This is a genomic window from Bhargavaea cecembensis DSE10 (genome assembly GCF_000348905.1).
Taxonomy (GTDB): Bacteria; Bacillota; Bacilli; order Bacillales_A; family Planococcaceae; genus Bhargavaea; species Bhargavaea cecembensis.
Map to the genome: position 1 here is coordinate 24556 of NZ_AOFT01000011.1, position 16996 is coordinate 41551.

At 56.9% G+C, this 16996-nt stretch carries 18 protein-coding genes; 15 read left to right on the forward strand and 3 right to left on the reverse strand.

All coding sequences use genetic code 11. The annotated features are described in order from the left end of the window. Positions 1-61: 61 nt before the first annotated feature. From purS to purD, 9 genes are all read left to right on the forward strand, one after another. The gene (gene purS / locus C772_RS10965) at positions 62-316 is read left to right on the forward strand and encodes a phosphoribosylformylglycinamidine synthase subunit PurS (protein ID WP_008299994.1); all 255 of its coding nucleotides are present in this window, start codon (positions 62-64) and stop codon (positions 314-316) included. Beyond that, positions 313-999: a phosphoribosylformylglycinamidine synthase subunit PurQ gene (purQ, locus tag C772_RS10970; protein ID WP_008299995.1), complete on the forward strand. Its 687-nt coding sequence runs from the start codon at positions 313-315 to the stop codon at positions 997-999. Before purS ends, purQ begins: the two co-directional genes overlap by 4 nt. Then, positions 983-3214 carry a phosphoribosylformylglycinamidine synthase subunit PurL gene (gene purL, locus C772_RS10975; protein ID WP_008299997.1) on the forward strand — a complete coding sequence of 744 codons (2232 nt, stop codon included), beginning with the start codon at positions 983-985 and terminating at the stop codon, positions 3212-3214. The genes purQ and purL overlap by 17 nt, the downstream gene beginning before the upstream one ends. Further along, a complete protein-coding gene (gene purF / locus C772_RS10980) occupies positions 3190-4611 on the forward strand; it encodes an amidophosphoribosyltransferase (RefSeq protein WP_035002246.1) in 1422 nt (473 codons plus the stop codon). The genes purL and purF overlap by 25 nt, the downstream gene beginning before the upstream one ends. Positions 4612-4626: 15 nt before the next feature. Continuing rightward, entirely contained in the window at positions 4627-5697 is a 1071-nt protein-coding gene (gene purM / locus C772_RS10985) for a phosphoribosylformylglycinamidine cyclo-ligase (RefSeq protein ID WP_008300001.1), read from the forward strand. Next, the gene (gene purN / locus C772_RS10990; protein WP_008300002.1) at positions 5694-6281 is read left to right on the forward strand and encodes a phosphoribosylglycinamide formyltransferase; all 588 of its coding nucleotides are present in this window, start codon (positions 5694-5696) and stop codon (positions 6279-6281) included. Before purM ends, purN begins: the two co-directional genes overlap by 4 nt. 6 nt (positions 6282-6287) lie before the next feature. Beyond that, a complete protein-coding gene (locus C772_RS16675; RefSeq protein WP_160162848.1) occupies positions 6288-6458 on the forward strand; it encodes a hypothetical protein in 171 nt (56 codons plus the stop codon). A gap of 23 nt (positions 6459-6481) precedes the next feature. Continuing rightward, positions 6482-8017 (forward strand): bifunctional phosphoribosylaminoimidazolecarboxamide formyltransferase/IMP cyclohydrolase, encoded by a 1536-nt coding sequence (gene purH / locus C772_RS10995; protein ID WP_008300003.1) that lies wholly within the window; start codon positions 6482-6484, stop codon positions 8015-8017. 118 nt (positions 8018-8135) lie between these two features. Beyond that, complete coding sequence (purD, locus tag C772_RS11000) at positions 8136-9395, forward strand: phosphoribosylamine--glycine ligase (protein WP_008300004.1); 1260 nt, start codon at positions 8136-8138, stop codon at positions 9393-9395. A 144-nt stretch (positions 9396-9539) separates the two neighbouring features. Here the strand turns inward: purD and C772_RS16160 are convergent, their stop codons facing one another. Next, positions 9540-9992, reverse strand: coding sequence for a YgaP family membrane protein (locus C772_RS16160; protein WP_008300005.1), 453 nt, complete (start codon positions 9990-9992; stop codon positions 9540-9542). Positions 9993-10096: 104 nt separating this feature from the next. Between C772_RS16160 and C772_RS11010 the strand changes: the two genes are divergently transcribed. The 6 genes from C772_RS11010 (at position 10097) to C772_RS11035 (ending at position 15427) form a co-directional block, all read left to right on the forward strand. Next, positions 10097-11827, forward strand: a complete 1731-nt coding sequence (locus C772_RS11010) for an adenine deaminase C-terminal domain-containing protein (RefSeq protein WP_008300006.1) — start codon at positions 10097-10099, stop codon at positions 11825-11827. Positions 11828-11880: 53 nt separating this feature from the next. Further along, positions 11881-12915: a DUF3048 domain-containing protein gene (locus tag C772_RS11015; protein ID WP_008300007.1), complete on the forward strand. Its 1035-nt coding sequence runs from the start codon at positions 11881-11883 to the stop codon at positions 12913-12915. Positions 12916-12956: 41 nt separating this feature from the next. Continuing rightward, complete coding sequence (locus C772_RS11020) at positions 12957-13271, forward strand: YerC/YecD family TrpR-related protein (protein WP_008300008.1); 315 nt, start codon at positions 12957-12959, stop codon at positions 13269-13271. Between the two features lie 42 nt (positions 13272-13313). Then, positions 13314-13865, forward strand: coding sequence for a GNAT family N-acetyltransferase (locus tag C772_RS11025; protein WP_008300009.1), 552 nt, complete (start codon positions 13314-13316; stop codon positions 13863-13865). Between the two features lie 174 nt (positions 13866-14039). Then, positions 14040-14879, forward strand: a complete 840-nt coding sequence (locus C772_RS11030) for an STAS domain-containing protein (RefSeq protein WP_008300010.1) — start codon at positions 14040-14042, stop codon at positions 14877-14879. Positions 14880-15040: 161 nt separating this feature from the next. Beyond that, positions 15041-15427: a GrpB family protein gene (locus C772_RS11035; protein WP_008300012.1), complete on the forward strand. Its 387-nt coding sequence runs from the start codon at positions 15041-15043 to the stop codon at positions 15425-15427. Between the two features lie 8 nt (positions 15428-15435). On the opposite strand, the gene C772_RS11040 is transcribed toward C772_RS11035, so the two are convergent. Together C772_RS11040 and C772_RS11045 are read right to left on the reverse strand one after the other, a co-directional pair. Continuing rightward, on the reverse strand, positions 15436-16053 hold the full coding sequence (locus C772_RS11040) for a class I SAM-dependent methyltransferase (RefSeq protein ID WP_008300014.1): 618 nt from the start codon (positions 16051-16053) through the stop codon (positions 15436-15438). 101 nt (positions 16054-16154) lie between these two features. Continuing rightward, positions 16155-16955 carry an MBL fold metallo-hydrolase gene (locus C772_RS11045; protein WP_008300015.1) on the reverse strand — a complete coding sequence of 267 codons (801 nt, stop codon included), beginning with the start codon at positions 16953-16955 and terminating at the stop codon, positions 16155-16157. Positions 16956-16996: the final 41 nt, after the last annotated feature.

Below are 16996 nucleotides of genomic sequence, written 5' to 3' on the forward strand. Positions count from 1 at the left end.
CTCCATGTGCAATTTTGAATTGAATTCAACCACACACTCACCAATTGGGAGGCCAACCAAAATGAAAAAAGCAAATGTGTACGTGACGCTCCGTGAAAGTGTAATCGATCCTCAGGGGACTGCAGCCATCAACGTCCTCCATGCCAAAGGCCATGACAACGTCAAAGATGTCCGCATCGGCAAGTACATCGAACTGACCATCGACGACACGGGGCAAGATCTCGACACGGCCGTCAGGGAAATGTGTGAAAAGCTCTTCGTGAACACCAACGTCGAAGACTACCGATACGAAGTGCTGGAGGTTGAAGAGGCATGAAATTCGCCGTCATCCAATTTCCGGGAGCCAGCTGTGACCTCGACCTATACCATGCCGTAACCGATGTCCTTGGAGAAAAAGCGGAATACGTCCCTCACCATGAAACGGACCTGTCCGCCTACGATGCCATCCTCCTGCCGGGCGGTGCATCCTACGGCGACGCCGTACGAGCGGGGGCCCTTGCGCGCACAGCGCCTGTCATGGAAGGAATCATCGGCGCGGCTAAAGACGGAAAGCCCGTCCTCGGCGTGGGCAACGGATTCCAAGTCCTGACGGAAGCAGGCCTGCTGCCGGGTGCATTCCTCAAAAACCGTGACCAGAAGTTCATCTGCCGCACCGTCAAGATCCAGGTCGTGAACAACCGCACGATGTTCACAAATGAATACACCGAGGGCGAGGATCTCGAGATCCCGATCGCCCACGGAGAAGGCAACTTCTACTGTGACGAAGAGACCTACAGCCGGCTGAAGGAAAACAACCAGATTGTCTTCGTCTACTCGGACGGCAATCCGAACGGATCCGTGGGAGACATCGCGGGGCTCGTCAGCGAAAAGGGCAATGTCCTCGGGATGATGCCCCATCCGGAGCGGGCAGCAGAATCGATCCTGGGCTCCGAAGACGGACTGAACGTATTCAAATCGATCGTGAAAGAGTGGAGGGAATCCCATGCAAACCAAGCTTGAGCCGACGGCGGAACAGATCCGCGATGAAAAGATCTATGCACAGATGGGCATGACCACTGAAGAGTTCGAGATGGCAGTCAAGCTTCTCGGCCGCCTGCCGAACTATACGGAAACCGGCCTGTTCTCCAGCATGTGGTCGGAGCACTGCTCATACAAAAGCTCCAAGCCTGTCCTCCGCAAATTCCCGACCGAAGGCCCGCAGGTTCTCATGGGACCCGGAGAAGGCGCCGGCATCGTCGACATCGGCGATAACCAGGCCGTCGTCTTCAAGATGGAGTCGCACAACAGCCCGTCGGCGATCGAGCCGTACGAAGGCGCGGCAACTGGCGTCGGCGGTGTTCTCCGTGACGTTTTCTCGATGGGCGCCCAGCCGATCGCTGCGGTGAACTCCCTCCGATTCGGAGAGCTCGACAACGATCGTGACCGTTACCTGTTCGAGGAGGCAGTTGCAGGAATCGCCGGCTACGGCAACACCATCGGCATCCCGACAGTCGCAGGGGAGATTCAGTTCGACCCATCGTACGCAGGCAAACCGCTCGTCAATGCGATGGCGATCGGTCTCCTCAACCACGAAGACATCCAGCGCGGCTTGGCTGCCGGCGTCGGCAACACCGTCATGTACGTCGGCGCGAAGACGGGACGCGACGGGATCCACGGCGCGACTTCCTCGTCGGAAGAGATTTCGGATGACCCGGGCAAGGAACGCGCGCCGGTACAGGCAGGCGACCCGTTCACGGAAAAGCTGCTCATGGATGCATGCCTCGAGCTCGTCAAATCCGATGCCCTGATCGGCATCCAGGACATGGGTGCGGCCGGCCTGACCTCTTCCTCCGCGGAAATGGCGTCGAAGGCGGGCTTCGGGATCGAGATGAACCTTGACCTCGTCCCTCAGCGTGATGAAAACATGACCGCCTACGAAATGATGCTTTCCGAATCCCAGGAGCGGATGCTGATCGTCGTACAGAAAGGCCGTGAGCAGGAAGTCATCGACCTGTTCGCCAAATACGACCTTGAAGCGGTATCGATCGGCCATGTCACGGAAGACAAGATGCTCCGACTTCTCCACAAGGGTGAAGTTGTCGCGGAAGTCTCTGCTGATGCGCTGGCGGAGGATGCACCGGTCTACCACAAGCCGTCCCGCGAGCCGGAATACTTCCGTGAGTTCCAGGAGATGGAGCAGCAGGAGCCGGAAGTGGACGATCACCGTGAAACGCTGGTTTCCCTCCTGAAGCAGCCGACCATCGCGTCGAAGGAATGGGTGTACAGCCAGTTTGACCACCAGGCGCGCACCAACACGGTCATTGCGCCGGGTTCGGACGCAGCCGTCGTGCGTGTACGCGGCACGGAAAAAGGCCTCGCCATCACCGCAGACTGCAACTCGCGCTACATCTATCTCGATCCTGAAACAGGCGGGAAGATCGCGGTTGCGGAAGCAGCGCGTAACATCGTTTGCTCGGGCGGGAAGCCGCTTGCCATCACGGACTGCCTGAACTTCGGCAGCCCGGACAACCCGGAGATTTTCTGGCAGCTGGAAAAGTCGGCAGACGGAATCAGCGCGGCCTGCCTGGCACTTGACGCGCCTGTTATCAGCGGGAACGTTTCCCTTTATAACGAACGGGGAGGCAAGCCGGTCTACCCGACACCGACAATCGGCATGGTCGGCCTCGTCGAGAACCTGGAACACACCACCACCCAGGAAGCAAAAGCGGCAGGAGATTTCGTTTATCTGATCGGTGAAACAAACACTGAATTCGGCGGTTCCGAACTGCAGAAGATGCTGAACAGCGGCAAAATCTCGGGCAAAGCGCCGGCAATCGACCTCGGCGTGGAAGCGTCCCGCCAGGAGTCCCTCCTCGGGGCAATCCGCGAAGGCATCGTCCGCTCGGCACATGACGTCGCAGAAGGCGGTGTTGCGGTCGCGCTTGCCGAGAAGGTGTTCGGCACCGGACTCGGCGCTGACGTGAAGCTCGAAGGATCTGCCGTCACGGCACTCTTCAGCGAAACACAGTCCCGCTTTATCGTTACGGTCAAGCCGGTGCACGCTGCCCGCTTCGAAGAACTGGCTGCCGATGCACGCAAGATCGGTGAAATTACGAAAACGGACAGGCTGGTCATCCGTGACGCGGAAGGCAATCCGCTGGTCAGCGAAGATGTACCTGTTCTTGAATCCGCCTGGAAAGGGGCGATCCCGTGCTTAGTGAACTCAGAGGGCTAAATGAGGAATGCGGCGTGTTCGGCATCTGGGGCCATGACAATGCGGCCCAGATGGCGTACTACGGCCTTCATGCCCTCCAGCACAGGGGGCAGGAAGCGGCCGGAATCTGCACGGTGCATGATGATCATTTGCTCGTCGAAAAGGGCGAGGGCCTCGTCAACGATGTGTTTCACGGTGACAGGCTGAATAAGCTGCCCGGCCGCTCGGCGATCGGGCACGTCCGCTACACGACCGAAGGCGGTCGCGGCATCGAAAATGTCCAGCCCCTGGTTTTCCGGTCGACGACGGGCAGCCTGGCGATCGCGCACAACGGCAACGTCACGAACGCCTCGGATCTGAAGCGCCATCTTGAGCGGCAGGGAAGCATCTTCCAGTCGACTTCCGATACGGAAGTCCTCGCCCACCTGATCAAGAAAAACATCAGCTATCCGCAGAACGAACGGCTGAAAAAGGCCCTTGCCCAGCTGCAGGGCGCCTTCGCCTTCGTCCTCCTGACCGAGGACGCGCTCTACGTCGCGCAGGACCCGAACGGCATGCGCCCGCTGTCTCTCGGCTGCATCGGAGGAGAGACGTGGGTGGTCGCGTCGGAAACGTCTGCCTTCGACCTGATCGGCGCGGAGACCGTGCGTTCGGTCGAGCCGGGAGAGCTTGTCATCATTGATGACAAAGGCATCCGGAGCGACCGGTTCGCACCGAAGGCGAACCGTGCGATCTGCTCGATGGAATATATTTACTTTTCCCGTCCCGATTCCGATATCGACGGCATTAACATCCACATGGCCAGGAAGCGCCTCGGCAAGCGGCTGGCCCAGGAAGTCAGGATCGAGGCCGATGTCGTCACGGGCGTGCCGGACTCCAGCATCTCCGCAGCGATCGGATTTGCGGAGGAAAGCGGCATCCCGTACGAAATGGGACTGATCAAGAACCGCTATGTCGGCCGGACATTCATCCAGCCGTCCCAGGAACTGCGTGAGCGCGGCGTCAAGATGAAGCTGTCCCCGGTGCGTCAGGTCGTCGAGGGCAAGCGTGTCGTCATGGTCGACGACTCGATCGTCCGCGGCACCACCTCGAGGAGAATCGTCAAGATGCTACGTGATGCAGGAGCGAAGGAAGTGCATGTCGCCATCAGTGCACCGCCGCTGATCGCACCGTGCTTCTACGGTGTCGACATCAGCACCGACTCCGACCTGATTGCCACAGGGCGCACGCCTGAGGAAATCTGTGAACTGATCGGGGCAGACTCGCTCCAATTCCTGTCGGCGGAAGGGCTGGTCGAGGCGGTCGGACGGAACGATGAAGACCCGAACCGGGGACACTGCCTCGGCTGCTTCACAGGCAATTATCCGACGAACATCTTCGCGGACACGAAACTGCCGCACGAGAAAGAACGCGTTTAAGAGGAGGCCACTGGCATGTCAAAAGCATATGAACAGGCCGGCGTAAACATCGAAGCCGGATATGAATCGGTCGAGCGCATGAAGTCCCATGTCGCCCGCACACAGCGGAAGGGTGTCATGGGTGCGTTCGGCGGATTTGGCGGGATGTTCGACCTGTCCGAGCTCGGCTACAGCCAGCCGGTCCTCGTCTCGGGGACGGACGGCGTCGGCACGAAGCTGAAAGTCGCCTTTATGGCGGACAAGCATGACACAATCGGCGTCGACTGCGTCGCGATGTGTGTGAACGACATCGTCGCACAAGGCGCGGAGCCGCTTTATTTCCTCGATTATGTCGCGCTCGGCAAGGCAGTGCCTGCCCGTGTGGAAGCGATCGTCAAGGGAGTTGCCGACGGCTGCGTCCAGGCCGGAGCGGCACTGATCGGCGGCGAGACGGCGGAGATGCCCGGACTGTATGACGAGGACGAATACGACCTCGCCGGATTCGCGGTGGGCGCTGCCGAAAAGGCGGACATCATCACGGGCGAAAAGGTCGCGGAAGGCGACGTCCTTGTCGGCATCGCATCCAGCGGCATCCATTCGAACGGCTACTCGCTCGTCCGGAAAATCGTCTTTGAACAGCTGGGCGTCAAGGCGGACGAGCCGGTTCCGGGCTACGAGGAACTCGGCAACTCGGCAGAAGCGCTGCTCACACCGACAAAGATCTACGCGAAGCCGGTGCTGGAAATGGCACGCAGCCTGGACGTCCACGGCATGGCGCACGTGACGGGCGGCGGCTTTTACGAGAACGTCCCGCGCATGCTGCCGGAAGGCCTTGCCGCCGAGATCGATCTCGGATCGTGGGAAGTGCTGCCGGTGTTCCGCATGCTGAAGGAAAAGGGACAGCTTGACGACCGTGACCTGTACTCCGTCTTCAACATGGGCATCGGATTTATCGTCGCCCTTTCGGAAAGTGACGCTGCGGAAGCGATCCGCATCGCGGAGGCGCACGGCGAGACGGCGTCGGTCATCGGCAGCGTTGTTGCGGGTGAAGGTGTCCGCTTCAACGGCGAACATGACGGCACGCTTGCGGGAGGTCCGGAGGCATGAGCCGGAAACCGCGCATCGCCGTTTTCGCATCCGGAAGCGGCTCGAACTTCGAAGCGATCGCCCAGGCGGCAGCAGACGGTGAATTGGAAGCGGAAGTCGTGCTTCTCGTCACCGACAAGCCGCTTGCGAAAGTGATGGAGCGGGCGGAGCGTTTCCGCATCCCGTCCGTCGCCTTTAACCCAAAGGCCTACAAGGATAAGGCGGATTACGAGCGCACCGTCCTCGGCAGGCTCCGGGAAGAGGGCGTCGACTGGGTCGCCCTGGCCGGCTACATGCGGCTGATCGGCCCGACACTGCTTGACGCCTATCCGAACCGCATCATCAACATCCATCCGTCTCTCCTTCCGGCATTCCCGGGCAAGGACGCGATCGGCCAGGCGATGGACGCCGGCGTGGAAGTGACCGGCGTCACCGTCCATTATGTCGACGAAGGCATGGACACCGGCCCTGCGATCCTCCAGCGCGAAGTCCCTGTCGTCCCTGGTGACCGTGAAAAGACCGAAGCGGCAATCCATGCGGTGGAACACGACCTGTATAGGGAAGCGCTGCGGAAAGTGCTGGCGGAGAGCGCAGTCACGGAATAAGGGAGCGTGTCACGGGCGAAAGTGACGAATGAGCGTCTGAAAGTGACGAATCGCCCTGTGAACGTGACGAATGCAGCCGTGAAAGTGACGAACCGCCATCCGAAAGTGACGAACCGCTCCGCTTCTGAATCCAAACGATTTTACAACAGCCGCCGGCACCAAAAGCCGGCGTTCTGATTTACATAAGGAGGCCCCAAACCGTGAAAAAACGAGCACTGCTCAGCGTATCGGACAAATCCGGCGTCCTCGAGTTCGCGAAGGAACTCGAAGGGCTCGGCTATGAGATCCTGTCGACCGGCGGGACGATGAACCATCTGAAGGAAAACGGCGTTGCCGTCACCGCAGTCGGTGACGTGACCGGCTTCCCGGAAATTCTCGGAGGACGCGTCAAGACGCTCCACCCTTATATCCACGGCGGCCTGCTCGCCAAGCATGACGACCCGGATCATCAGGCCGAACTGGAGGAGCACGGCATCCTTCCGATCGACATCGTCTGTGTAAACCTGTATCCGTTCAAGTCGACGATCTCGAAGCCGGACGTGACGGTCGAAGACGCCATCGAGAACATCGATATCGGCGGCCCGACGATGCTGCGCGCATCCGCGAAAAACCATGCCTATCTCACGGTGCTCGTCGACTCGGCGGACTATCCGGCGGTTCTTGAAGAGCTGAAGAATGACGGGGCGACCACTCCTGAAACCCGCCGCCGCCTGGCTGCGAAAGTGTTCCGGCACACAGCCGCTTATGACGCACTGATCTCCGGCTACCTGACGGATCTCGCAGGCGAGGAATTCCCGGAAAGCGTTACGACAACGTACGAGCTCAAGCAGCCGCTCCGCTATGGCGAGAACCCGCACCAGAAGGCGGCATTCTACAGCCGTCCGCTCGGCGGCGAGTACTCGATCGCCCGCGCGGAACAGCTTCACGGGAAGGAACTCTCCTACAACAACATCCAGGACGCCAATGCCGCGATCGGCATCGTCCGCGAATTCAGCGAGCCGGCTGCGGTTGCGGTCAAGCACATGAACCCTTGCGGCGTCGGCACGGCGGGAACGCTCTCCGATGCATTCAAGGCCGCCTATGAAGCCGATCCCGTCTCGATCTTCGGCGGCATCATCGCGCTTAACCGCGAAGTCGATGCGGCAACGGCCGAACAGCTGGCCGGCATCTTCCTAGAGATCATTATCGCGCCGGGCTACACGGACGAGGCATTCGAGATCCTCACCAAGAAGAAGAATATCCGCCTCCTGAAGCTGGACGGAGCGGAAGGCAAGCGCGACGAGTGGGCGACCGTCTCCGTCGAGGGCGGCCTCCTCAGGCAGAACCCGGACACGGCGTCGCTTGATGATGCGGAGGTCAAAGTCGCTACCAAGCGCGAGCCGACGGAAGAAGAGTGGGAAGCGCTGAGGCTTGGCTGGAAAGTCGTCAAGCACGTGAAGTCGAACGCCATCGTCATCTCGGACGCCAACCGCACACTTGGTGTTGGTGCCGGACAGATGAACCGTGTCGGTGCGGCGAAGATCGCACTCGAACAGGCCGGAGACCGCGCGAAAGGCGCAGGCCTCGCATCCGACGCCTTCTTCCCGATGGACGATACCGTCGAAGCGGCAGCCAAAGCCGGCATCACGGCGATCATCCAGCCGGGCGGTTCGAAGAAAGACGAGGACTCCATCAAGAAAGCCGACGAATATGGCATCGCGATGGTGTTCACCGGCATCCGCCACTTCAAGCACTGATAACCTTGGGCGAATGTTAAGCAAGCCCACCTGGAAGTTAAGCAAGCAACATCATCACCACCAACAAAGAAAACAACCTGCCGCATGTGCAGGTTGTTTTCATAAGGAGTGAACCCCAATGGATGTACTCGTCATCGGAAGCGGCGGCCGCGAGCACGCGCTTGTCCGCCAGTTCGCAAAATCCCCGTCGGTCGGCAAGGTCTATGTCGCCCCGGGCAATGACGGCATGCGGGATGACGCCGAAATCATTCCGCTCGGCGTCATGGAATTCGGGAAGCTCGCCGAATTCGCGGAAGCAAAGAACATCGGCCTCACGTTCGTGGGACCCGAGCAGCCGCTTGCCGGCGGCATCGTCGACCATTTCCGCCAGGCAGGCCTCCGCATCTTCGGGCCGGACAAAGCGGCTGCCCAGCTGGAGGGCTCGAAGGCGTTCGCCAAAGAACTCATGAAGAAATACAACATCCCGACCGCCAAGTATGAGACCTTCACCGATGCGGAAGAGGCAAAAGCGTACATCCGCGAACAGGGCGCACCGATTGTCATCAAGGCGGACGGACTTGCCGCAGGCAAAGGTGTCGTCGTCGCGATGACTCGGGATGAAGCTCTCGAGGCGGTCGACGACATGATCGGCGGCCGCAAGTTCGGCGACTCATCCGCCCGTGTCGTCATCGAGGAATTCCTCGACGGGGAAGAGTTCAGCTACATGTCGTTCGTCCACGGCGGCAAGATCTTCCCGATGCCGATGTCCCAGGACCATAAGCGCGCGTTCGACAATGACGAAGGCCCGAACACGGGCGGCATGGGCGCGTATTCTCCGGTTCCCCATCTTCCGGAAGAAGCGGTACGGACGGCTCACGAGCAGATCGTCGAAGCGACCGTCCGCGCGATGGACGCAGAAGGCACACCGTTTACAGGCATTTTGTATGCCGGCCTGATCCTCACCGAAGACGGGCCGAAGACGATCGAGTTTAACGCCCGCTTCGGCGACCCTGAAACCCAGGTTATCCTTCCGCAGCTGAAATCCGACCTGGCGAAATTCCTGGTCGGCCTGCTGGACGGCAATCCGGCGGAGCCGGAATGGGAAGAAGGAGCCCGCCTCGGTGTCGTCATTGCCGCGGACGGTTATCCGGGGGATGTTCAGAAGGGCAACCTGTTGCCCGACCTGAAGCCGCTTGAAGCCGCGGGGCTCGATGTCTTCCATGCCGGCACGCAAGCGAAGGGTGACCGCTATGCCGGAAACGGCGGCCGCGTCATTCTCGTCTCTGCGGAAGGGGAGAGCCTCCAGGAAGCAAGCAAAAAAGCATACACTGCGCTCGACTCGATGGAATGGAACGGTTTCTTCTACCGCTCCGACATCGGAAAGCGAGCAATGAAATAAGTAAGAAGCCGTCCCGTGATGGGGCGGCTTTTGCTGTTGGGAAATAAAACATCATTCCACACTTACAACATTCAGAAAAATACGATAGAATAGAACTAACGGAGAAAATAGGAAAAACGGACGGGCATGCCCGTCCGACGATGATTAGATGGATTGCATCGGGTCTTTTTTCTGGCCCTGTCCGGATGTGCCGCTGTTTTTGTAAGCGGATTCATCCTGACCGGATGGTACATTTTGTTCCGACCCGGCCCCGTCATAGCCGCCGTACGAGAACGCCTGGATTTTCTCTCCGGCACCGCCGGCATCACCGGAGACGGTTCCGCCTTCGGATGCGGATGCGGACGGCAGCATGCCGCCGCTTACTTCTGGCCTCATCATGGCGTCCATACCGCCGTTCATCATTTCCTTCATCGGGCAGTAGCGGGCGACGCCTTCGGCCGTCTTGCAGGCGCCGGACAGGACAAGAACCGGACCGGCCATGCTGCGGGGGTCGCGGATCATCTGGGCAGTTCCCCATGCAAGCATGGCCAGGCCGGAGCTGATCCGGAGGTAGGCGCTTTTCGTTCCGACGTTGATCGTCTGGTCATTCGGTTTCATATTGAATTCTCCTTCCGAACACACGGTTTCGGCCGCGTGTCTTTTTTTCACTTTCACACTGTGATAAGATGAAGTAACAGATAGATAGTCAGGGGGCAGCGACGATGGCTCAAGCACCATGGAAAATCAGGGAACTCCGCAACCACACCGCGGTCATCGACGGCAGGAGGGCACCGGATCTACTCATCACGAATGCTACATACCTGCACGGGATCATGAAGAAATGGATCCCGGGCAACATCTGGATCTCGGGCGACAGGATTGTTTATGCCGGCCCGGACATGCCGAAAAACACGGAAGGCACAGAAGTGGTCGATGCTTCCGGCAAGGTGATCGTGCCGGGTTATATCGAGCCGCATGTGCATCCATATCAGCTATATAATCCCCTCTCTTTCGCGGATTATGCATCGCGGCGGGGAACGACGACCTTCATCTCGGACAACAGCGTGCTGTTTTTGACGATGGAGAATTGGAAAGCGTTTGCAATCCTTGACCAGCTCAAGGCTTTGCCGTTTTCGTTTTACTGGTGGTCGCGATTTGATTCGCAGACGCAGATGGACAAGGAAGAAGAACTATATACGACGCAGTCGGTCGGCGAATGGATGGCACGCCCCGATGTCCTCATGGGCGGCGAACTCACCGCCTGGCCGCGGCTTCTGGCGGGCGATGACCAGATGCTTTACTGGATGCAGAACGCCAAGCAGGCCGGCATGAAAATCGAGGCGCATCTTCCGGGGGCTTCCGAGCGGACGCTCGCTCGGCTCCGCCTGCTCGGAGCGGACGGCGACCACGAAGCAATGACCGCGGAAGAAGTGGAGCGGCGCATCCTCCAGGGATATGCCGTGACGTTGCGCTATTCATCGATCCGGCCGGACCTTCCGGAGATGCTGAAAGGGATCCTTGAGAAGGACCTCGACATCTTCGACCACCTCATGATGACGACCGACGGCTCGACACCTTCGTTCCACGAGGACGGCGTCATGGACAAGTGCATCTGGGCTGCGATGGATGTCGGCGTCAGGCCGGAAGATGCGTATGCAATGGCAACATACAACATCGCGCGCTATTACGATATGGAGAACCTGCACGGCCTGATCGCGACCGGGCGATATGCGGACCTGAACTTCCTGGAGAGCCCGGAAAATCCGGTGCCGACAGATGTCCTGTCCAAAGGTGTCTGGATGAAGCGGGACGGAGAAGACGCCTATGAGTTCCCGGAAATCGACTGGTCGTGGCTTGAGCCGTACAACCCGCCGTACGAGCTGGACGAAAACGACTTCCAGTTCTCGTTCCCGTTCGGCATCCAGATGGTGAATGACGTCATCACAAAGCCGTACAGCGTCGATGTCGATCCATCCGACCAGAAACTGCAGTCCGGACAGGACCAGAGCTTCCTCCTCCTGATCGACCGTGAAGGAAACTGGCGGGTGAACACGCTCATCAAAGGCTTCGCCGACAATGTCCTCGGCTTCGCCTCGTCCTACTCCAACACGGGCGACATCATCATGATCGGCAAGAACATGGCCGACATGAAACTCGCATTCGACCGCCTGAAGGAAATCGGCGGGGGGATGGCACTGGCCGAAAACGGGAAAGTCATCGCTGAACTTCCGCTCGCGCTCGGCGGTGTGCTGTCCGATGCCCCGATGGAACAATTGATCAGCCAGGAAAAGAACCTCAAAGAGGAACTGAAGGTGCGCGGCTACAAGCACGGGGATGCGGTCTATACGCTCCTGTTCCTGCAGGCCACCCATCTTCCTTATGTCCGCATCACGCAAAAAGGGATTTACGATGTCATGAACGGCAAAGTGATGTTCCCCGCACTCATGCGATAGGACAAGGCCGGCATATACATGGATGACAGAGTCCATGCATAGGGGGAACTGAATTGAAGAAAAGGACCTGGATTGCGGCGCTTGCCGTCGCAGTCCTGCTTGCTGGCTGTTCGGAAAGCACGGCCGAAGAACCGGCTGAACGGGATGTTCCTGAAAAGGAAAACGAAGAAAAGCCGGATGAGGCGTTTGCAGAAGTTACCTACACCGGACCGTACACGGGTCTTGAGATGGAGACGGAGCCGGACATGCGTCCTGTCCTCGCCACCCTGAACAATCATCCGCAGGCGCGGCCACAGTCCGGCCTGGCGGAGGCGGATGTCATCTACGAGATGCTTGCGGAATATGAAGTCACGCGACTGCTTGCCCTTTACCAGTCCGAGATGGCCGAAACCTTGGGGCCGATCCGGAGCGCCCGCGACTATTTCATTGAACTTGCCGGAGGACATGGCGCAATTTTCATCACCCACGGGCAAAGCCCCGAGGCGAAATCGCTTCTGGATTCGGGTGCAGTGGACCATCTGAACGGCATCCGGTATGAAGGAACACTCTTCTTCCGTTCCAAAGACCGGAAAGCCCCCCATAACTCGTATATTTCGGAGGATGCGGTATTCAGCGGTGCACAGGACAGCGGCTTCCGGATGGACAATCCCAAAGATCCGGGCTGGCGGTTTGATCCGGAACCGCCGACCGGAGGCGAAGCGTCCGCCGAGGCTGATGTCACCTACGGCCGTTTCCCGAATTTCAACAGCCGATATGTCTTTGATCCGAACAATGCCTCGTATACGAGGTTTGCCGGAGGAGAGGAGACCGTGGATGCGGCAGGAGATAAGCCGGTGCGTCTTGCGAATGTCCTGATCCTCGAAGTCCCGCACAGGGTCATCGACGACAAGGGCCGCCGCTCGCTGGATCTGACTGCTGGCGGCGAAGCCGCTGTTCTGCGCAGCGGGCTTGTCTATCAGGCCACCTGGGAAATGCGGGACGGAATTCCGACAGTGATGGATGGAGACCAGCCGTTTGCCCTCGCGCCGGGCAAGACCTGGATTCACCTTGTACCGGACATTGCCGACACGCTGACCCATCACCCTTAAACCCGTACAAACGGATTGAACAGATAAAGGAGGTGCCGATCATGGCACTCGAAAAACTGCGCGGCCCACAGACCGACGCCCTGTTCGAGGCGATCCTCGAACTGCGTGACCTGGATGAATGCTACCGCTTCTTCGACGACCTCGCGACGATCAGCGAGGTCCAGTCGCTCTCGCAGCGTCTGAACGTGGCGCGGATGCTGAAGATGGGCTACACGTACGAAAACATCAAAAACGAAACCGGTGCCTCCACCGCCACCATCTCCCGCGTCCGCCGCTGCTTCGATTACGGCTCCGGCGGCTACGGCGAGATCCTGGAGCGCATGGACGAAAAGGACAAGGAAGAAGAAAAGGCGTAATTGCAATATTGCGCGCCGATTCATTCCATTAGGAGATGAACAATGAGCAAGCCATTACTCTTTCCGGAATTGGAAACGGAACGGCTGATCTTGAGAAATGTAAGAGAAGAGGATACAGACTTTATCTACAAACACTTCAGCAATGAGAAGGTTTGTGAGTATCTTTACGATGAAGTGAATTTCACAAAAAGAGAAGAAGCAGCCGAACTGGTGGATTTCTATTCCGACCCAGAAAATAAGGGTTACAACAGATGGGTTTTAGTCAAGAAGGATCATGGCGAACGGATTGGAACCTGCGGATTTCATCTGTGGGACCGCACCAATCATATTGCCGAGCTCGGTTATGATCTGTACCCGGAATTTTGGAGCCAGGGCTATATGAAAGAAGCACTGACCGCTGTGATCGGGAGCGGCTTTGACAATATGCAGCTGAACCGGATCAATGCCTATGTCGCCTTGGATAACCAGAAGTCATGCAAACGATTGTCGGCCCTCAATTTTAATAATGAAGGCATCTACAGAGACAAGCACTTTTATAAAGGGAAATATTATGACCACTATTCTTTTTCGCTGTTAAAAAGAGAGTGGCAATGAAGCTTGGAGAGAGACTCCGAGCTTTTTTATGTTGGATGAAACTTCTGATGATTTTGACGGGCATGTGTGCCGTTATATGGTATGATTTTCTGGAATGCGCGCGCCCTGACAGCACGAAAAATCGAATCTCGAAATATGGTACAAACTAAAGATTGGGATGGGGGACGGGGGAAATTGACGAAGTATCAGGAGCTTTATGACTTTCTCATTAGTAAAGCCACGAAATTAACAGAGGAATGGTACGAGGGATTGGATAAAGCCTCATCAGGAGGCGTCTATACTACGAATGATCCTAAAGAACTTGCATTCCTTAAAAGTCAAAACAAAAAGTTTCATCAAATTTTCTTTAGCGTTTTTACCGCAGAAGAAGGGTTATTAAATGAGTTGGAAGACTGGATCGTGATGGTCGCTTCTGATCAACGCCATCTGGAGACTTCCTCGACTCTGATACTGGGTGAATTCTATAGAACACGAAATCAATATCTCAGGTTAATCGATCAATTTGCGGCTACGCCTGAAAATCAGTATTCACCTGAGGATAAGGAAGCGTGGGAAAAGCTGATTATCGGCACAATGGATAAAGTTACTGTATGGTTTTTCGATGAGTATGAGCGACACGCGATGAAAAAGTTAAGCGCTCACCGGGAGCTTATTAAGAAGTTAAGCTCACCTTTAATCACGATTACAAAAAGTATCGGATTGCTGCCGCTTATTGGCGATATTGATAGTGAACGTGCCAATCTCATACTCGAGAATGCACTAAGGCAAAGCAATGAAAAACGGCTTGAAAGCCTTTATATCGACTTATCCGGAGTCGTAACGATCGATACAATGGTCGCCCAACAAATCTACCAATTGTCCGAGGCGCTAACGCTATTGGGAGTTAAAACAATCCTGTGCGGAATCAGACCTGAGATTGCTCAAACAGCTGTTCATTTGGGGCTTTCGTTTGAGAATATCCCAACCTATTCAACATTGGAAAATGCCCTGTCCTTAAACGCGAATGGTGTTTAGTACTCAGAGTTTTAGCAGGTAAGGCTTCACGATTAAGACCTATCAACCTAAATGACGTCCTGACTAAATCAGTCGGGACGTCTTCTTTTCAATGTCTTGGATTACTGAATTCACGAGTCTTCAACTAATCGAAAGAGTTCAAAGCGGAAGGGGGATCAGTCATGCGGGCACTGGAGATCGTCGCCTATCATCGAGAGCGTGACATCGGGGAGGTGGATGCATTCAATCCGCAGATGGAGCTAGCGGGATTTGTGGCGAGGGGAGAGCACGGAATTCCCGGAAGGCGTTATTTTGTCAGGACAGAGGGGAGCGTTCATACCCATCATGTACATATGTTTGCCACCGGTTCGGACCAGGTAAAGCGCCATCTCGCATTCCGTGACTATCTCAGGGAGCATCCGGATGAAGCGGAGCGGTACCGCAGCCTTAAGATGCGGATTGCTGAAGAAGGCGTGAGGGATGTGAAGCACTACCAGGAGCGGAAAGGACCGCTGATCCGGGAACTGCAGGAGAAGGCAGAGTCCTGGGTGCAGGAACGTGAGGTTTGACTGTCCATCTACCGTTTCCTGATCAAGATCTTTCGGTACATTCCATTCATCATAAGCGGGCGGTCTTCGGCCACGTGCAGTGCCTCGCTGTGACGGCTGTACAATTTGCCGAACGCCAGGCCGATGTCTGTTCCAAGGGTTTTGATAACAGGCCGGATCAGCCTTTTTCCAAGAGAAAGTTTGCTTTCTTCAGGGGCAAATTTATCGAAAATCAAAAGAGTCCCGCCCAGCTTCAGGACACGCGACATTTCCCCGAAACACCGGTCGGGATCAGGGACGACTGAGAGGATGAGACTTGCGACAACAACATCGAATTGGTTGGCCTCAAACTCCAGTTGTTGTGCATCCATTTCAATAAAGCGGATGTCTGTCTCACTGAACTTCTTCCTGGCCTGATCCAGCATATCCGGAGAATAGTCGATGGCCGTGATATCGGGGGAATGGCGGTCGATCAGTTCCAGGTCCGCCCCGGTACCGATCCCGACGAAAAGGATCTTCTGGCCCTCAGTGAACACAATGTTCGAGAATACTTGCTGCCTGGCTTTCAGGAAACTGCCCGAGTTAAAGAAGCGGTCATAGATGGGCGACCAGACCCTGTAGACGATCCTGTTCCAACGGTTATTCATGGCTTCAGCTCCCAGTTTCTCATGGTCATTTTAATATGACGTTTCTGAGCCGTGATGTAAATGATTCTGCCGATACTAAAAAACGCCCCGATCCAAAACGGTCAGGGCGTGACTTTCTCAATGTCGGCAATAATCGAATTCACGATATGGAGCGAATCCCATTCACCGCCTGAAACGCTGATGATCGGATAGTCTTTCGGGTACAGCGACTTCCGGATCTCTTCAGCCGGAAGGCCTTTTTTGTGGAGCATTTCCACCTCGCTATAGATGTACTCAAGGTGGTCCAGCTTTTGGCGAAGTTTCTCTCTGCCATCAGCGATATAGCCTGCATGGCAGCAGAACAATGCCCCGAAGTCGAGTGCAAGCAGCCTGCGGATGGAGTCCATCCGCTCCGGAATCGATTCGTCCGCCATGATAACCTTTGTCTTCGGCGCCACGTATAGGTCGCCGGAAAAGAGGATGCCCGTCTGCGGGTCAAACAGGCTGATATGATCCGATGCATGACCCGGCGTTTCGATCACTGTCCACCGGCGTGTGCGGGAACGGATCGTTTCCGGAACCGTCCTGGCCGTGAAGGACTTGCGCTTTCCCCAAACCGCCTGACGGTATGCCGGATACGGAGTGTCCTCGGCGCAAATGTCGGTTCCTTTTTCATGAACAAAGACCGGCACTTCCCGGCGGTCAAGGATGGCCGGCACATTCCCGGAATGGTCTTCGTGGCTATGTGTCAGGACAATCTGATCGAACGGTGCCTGCTCGAGGGCGGGCATAATATCAGCTTCGAGAGACTGCGGGCCGGTATCCACCAGCATGCCGTCGGTGAGAAAAGCAAAGACCTTCCCCATGACCGGATGCGTCAGTTCAAGGCAGGTCACGCCATTGTGTTCATACGAACGGAGCAAAGAACTCACTTCCCTTTTTGGTGAATAGTCATTCATTTTAA

Bases quoted from the DNA above. Each gene is read 5' to 3' on its own strand.
- purS (WP_008299994.1), top strand. From the start codon at position 62: ATGAAAAAAGCAAATGTGTACGTGACGCTCCGTGAAAGTGTAATCGAT.
- purQ (WP_008299995.1), top strand. From the start codon at position 313: ATGAAATTCGCCGTCATCCAATTTCCGGGAGCCAGCTGTGACCTCGAC.
- purL (WP_008299997.1), top strand. From the start codon at position 983: ATGCAAACCAAGCTTGAGCCGACGGCGGAACAGATCCGCGATGAAAAG.
- purM (WP_008300001.1), top strand. From the start codon at position 4,627: ATGTCAAAAGCATATGAACAGGCCGGCGTAAACATCGAAGCCGGATAT.
- purN (WP_008300002.1), top strand. From the start codon at position 5,694: ATGAGCCGGAAACCGCGCATCGCCGTTTTCGCATCCGGAAGCGGCTCG.
- purD (WP_008300004.1), top strand. From the start codon at position 8,136: ATGGATGTACTCGTCATCGGAAGCGGCGGCCGCGAGCACGCGCTTGTC.
- C772_RS16160 (WP_008300005.1), bottom strand. From the start codon at position 9,992: ATGAAACCGAATGACCAGACGATCAACGTCGGAACGAAAAGCGCCTAC.
- C772_RS11010 (WP_008300006.1), top strand. From the start codon at position 10,097: ATGGCTCAAGCACCATGGAAAATCAGGGAACTCCGCAACCACACCGCG.
- C772_RS11020 (WP_008300008.1), top strand. From the start codon at position 12,957: ATGGCACTCGAAAAACTGCGCGGCCCACAGACCGACGCCCTGTTCGAG.
- C772_RS11025 (WP_008300009.1), top strand. From the start codon at position 13,314: ATGAGCAAGCCATTACTCTTTCCGGAATTGGAAACGGAACGGCTGATC.
- C772_RS11035 (WP_008300012.1), top strand. From the start codon at position 15,041: ATGCGGGCACTGGAGATCGTCGCCTATCATCGAGAGCGTGACATCGGG.
- C772_RS11040 (WP_008300014.1), bottom strand. From the start codon at position 16,053: ATGAATAACCGTTGGAACAGGATCGTCTACAGGGTCTGGTCGCCCATC.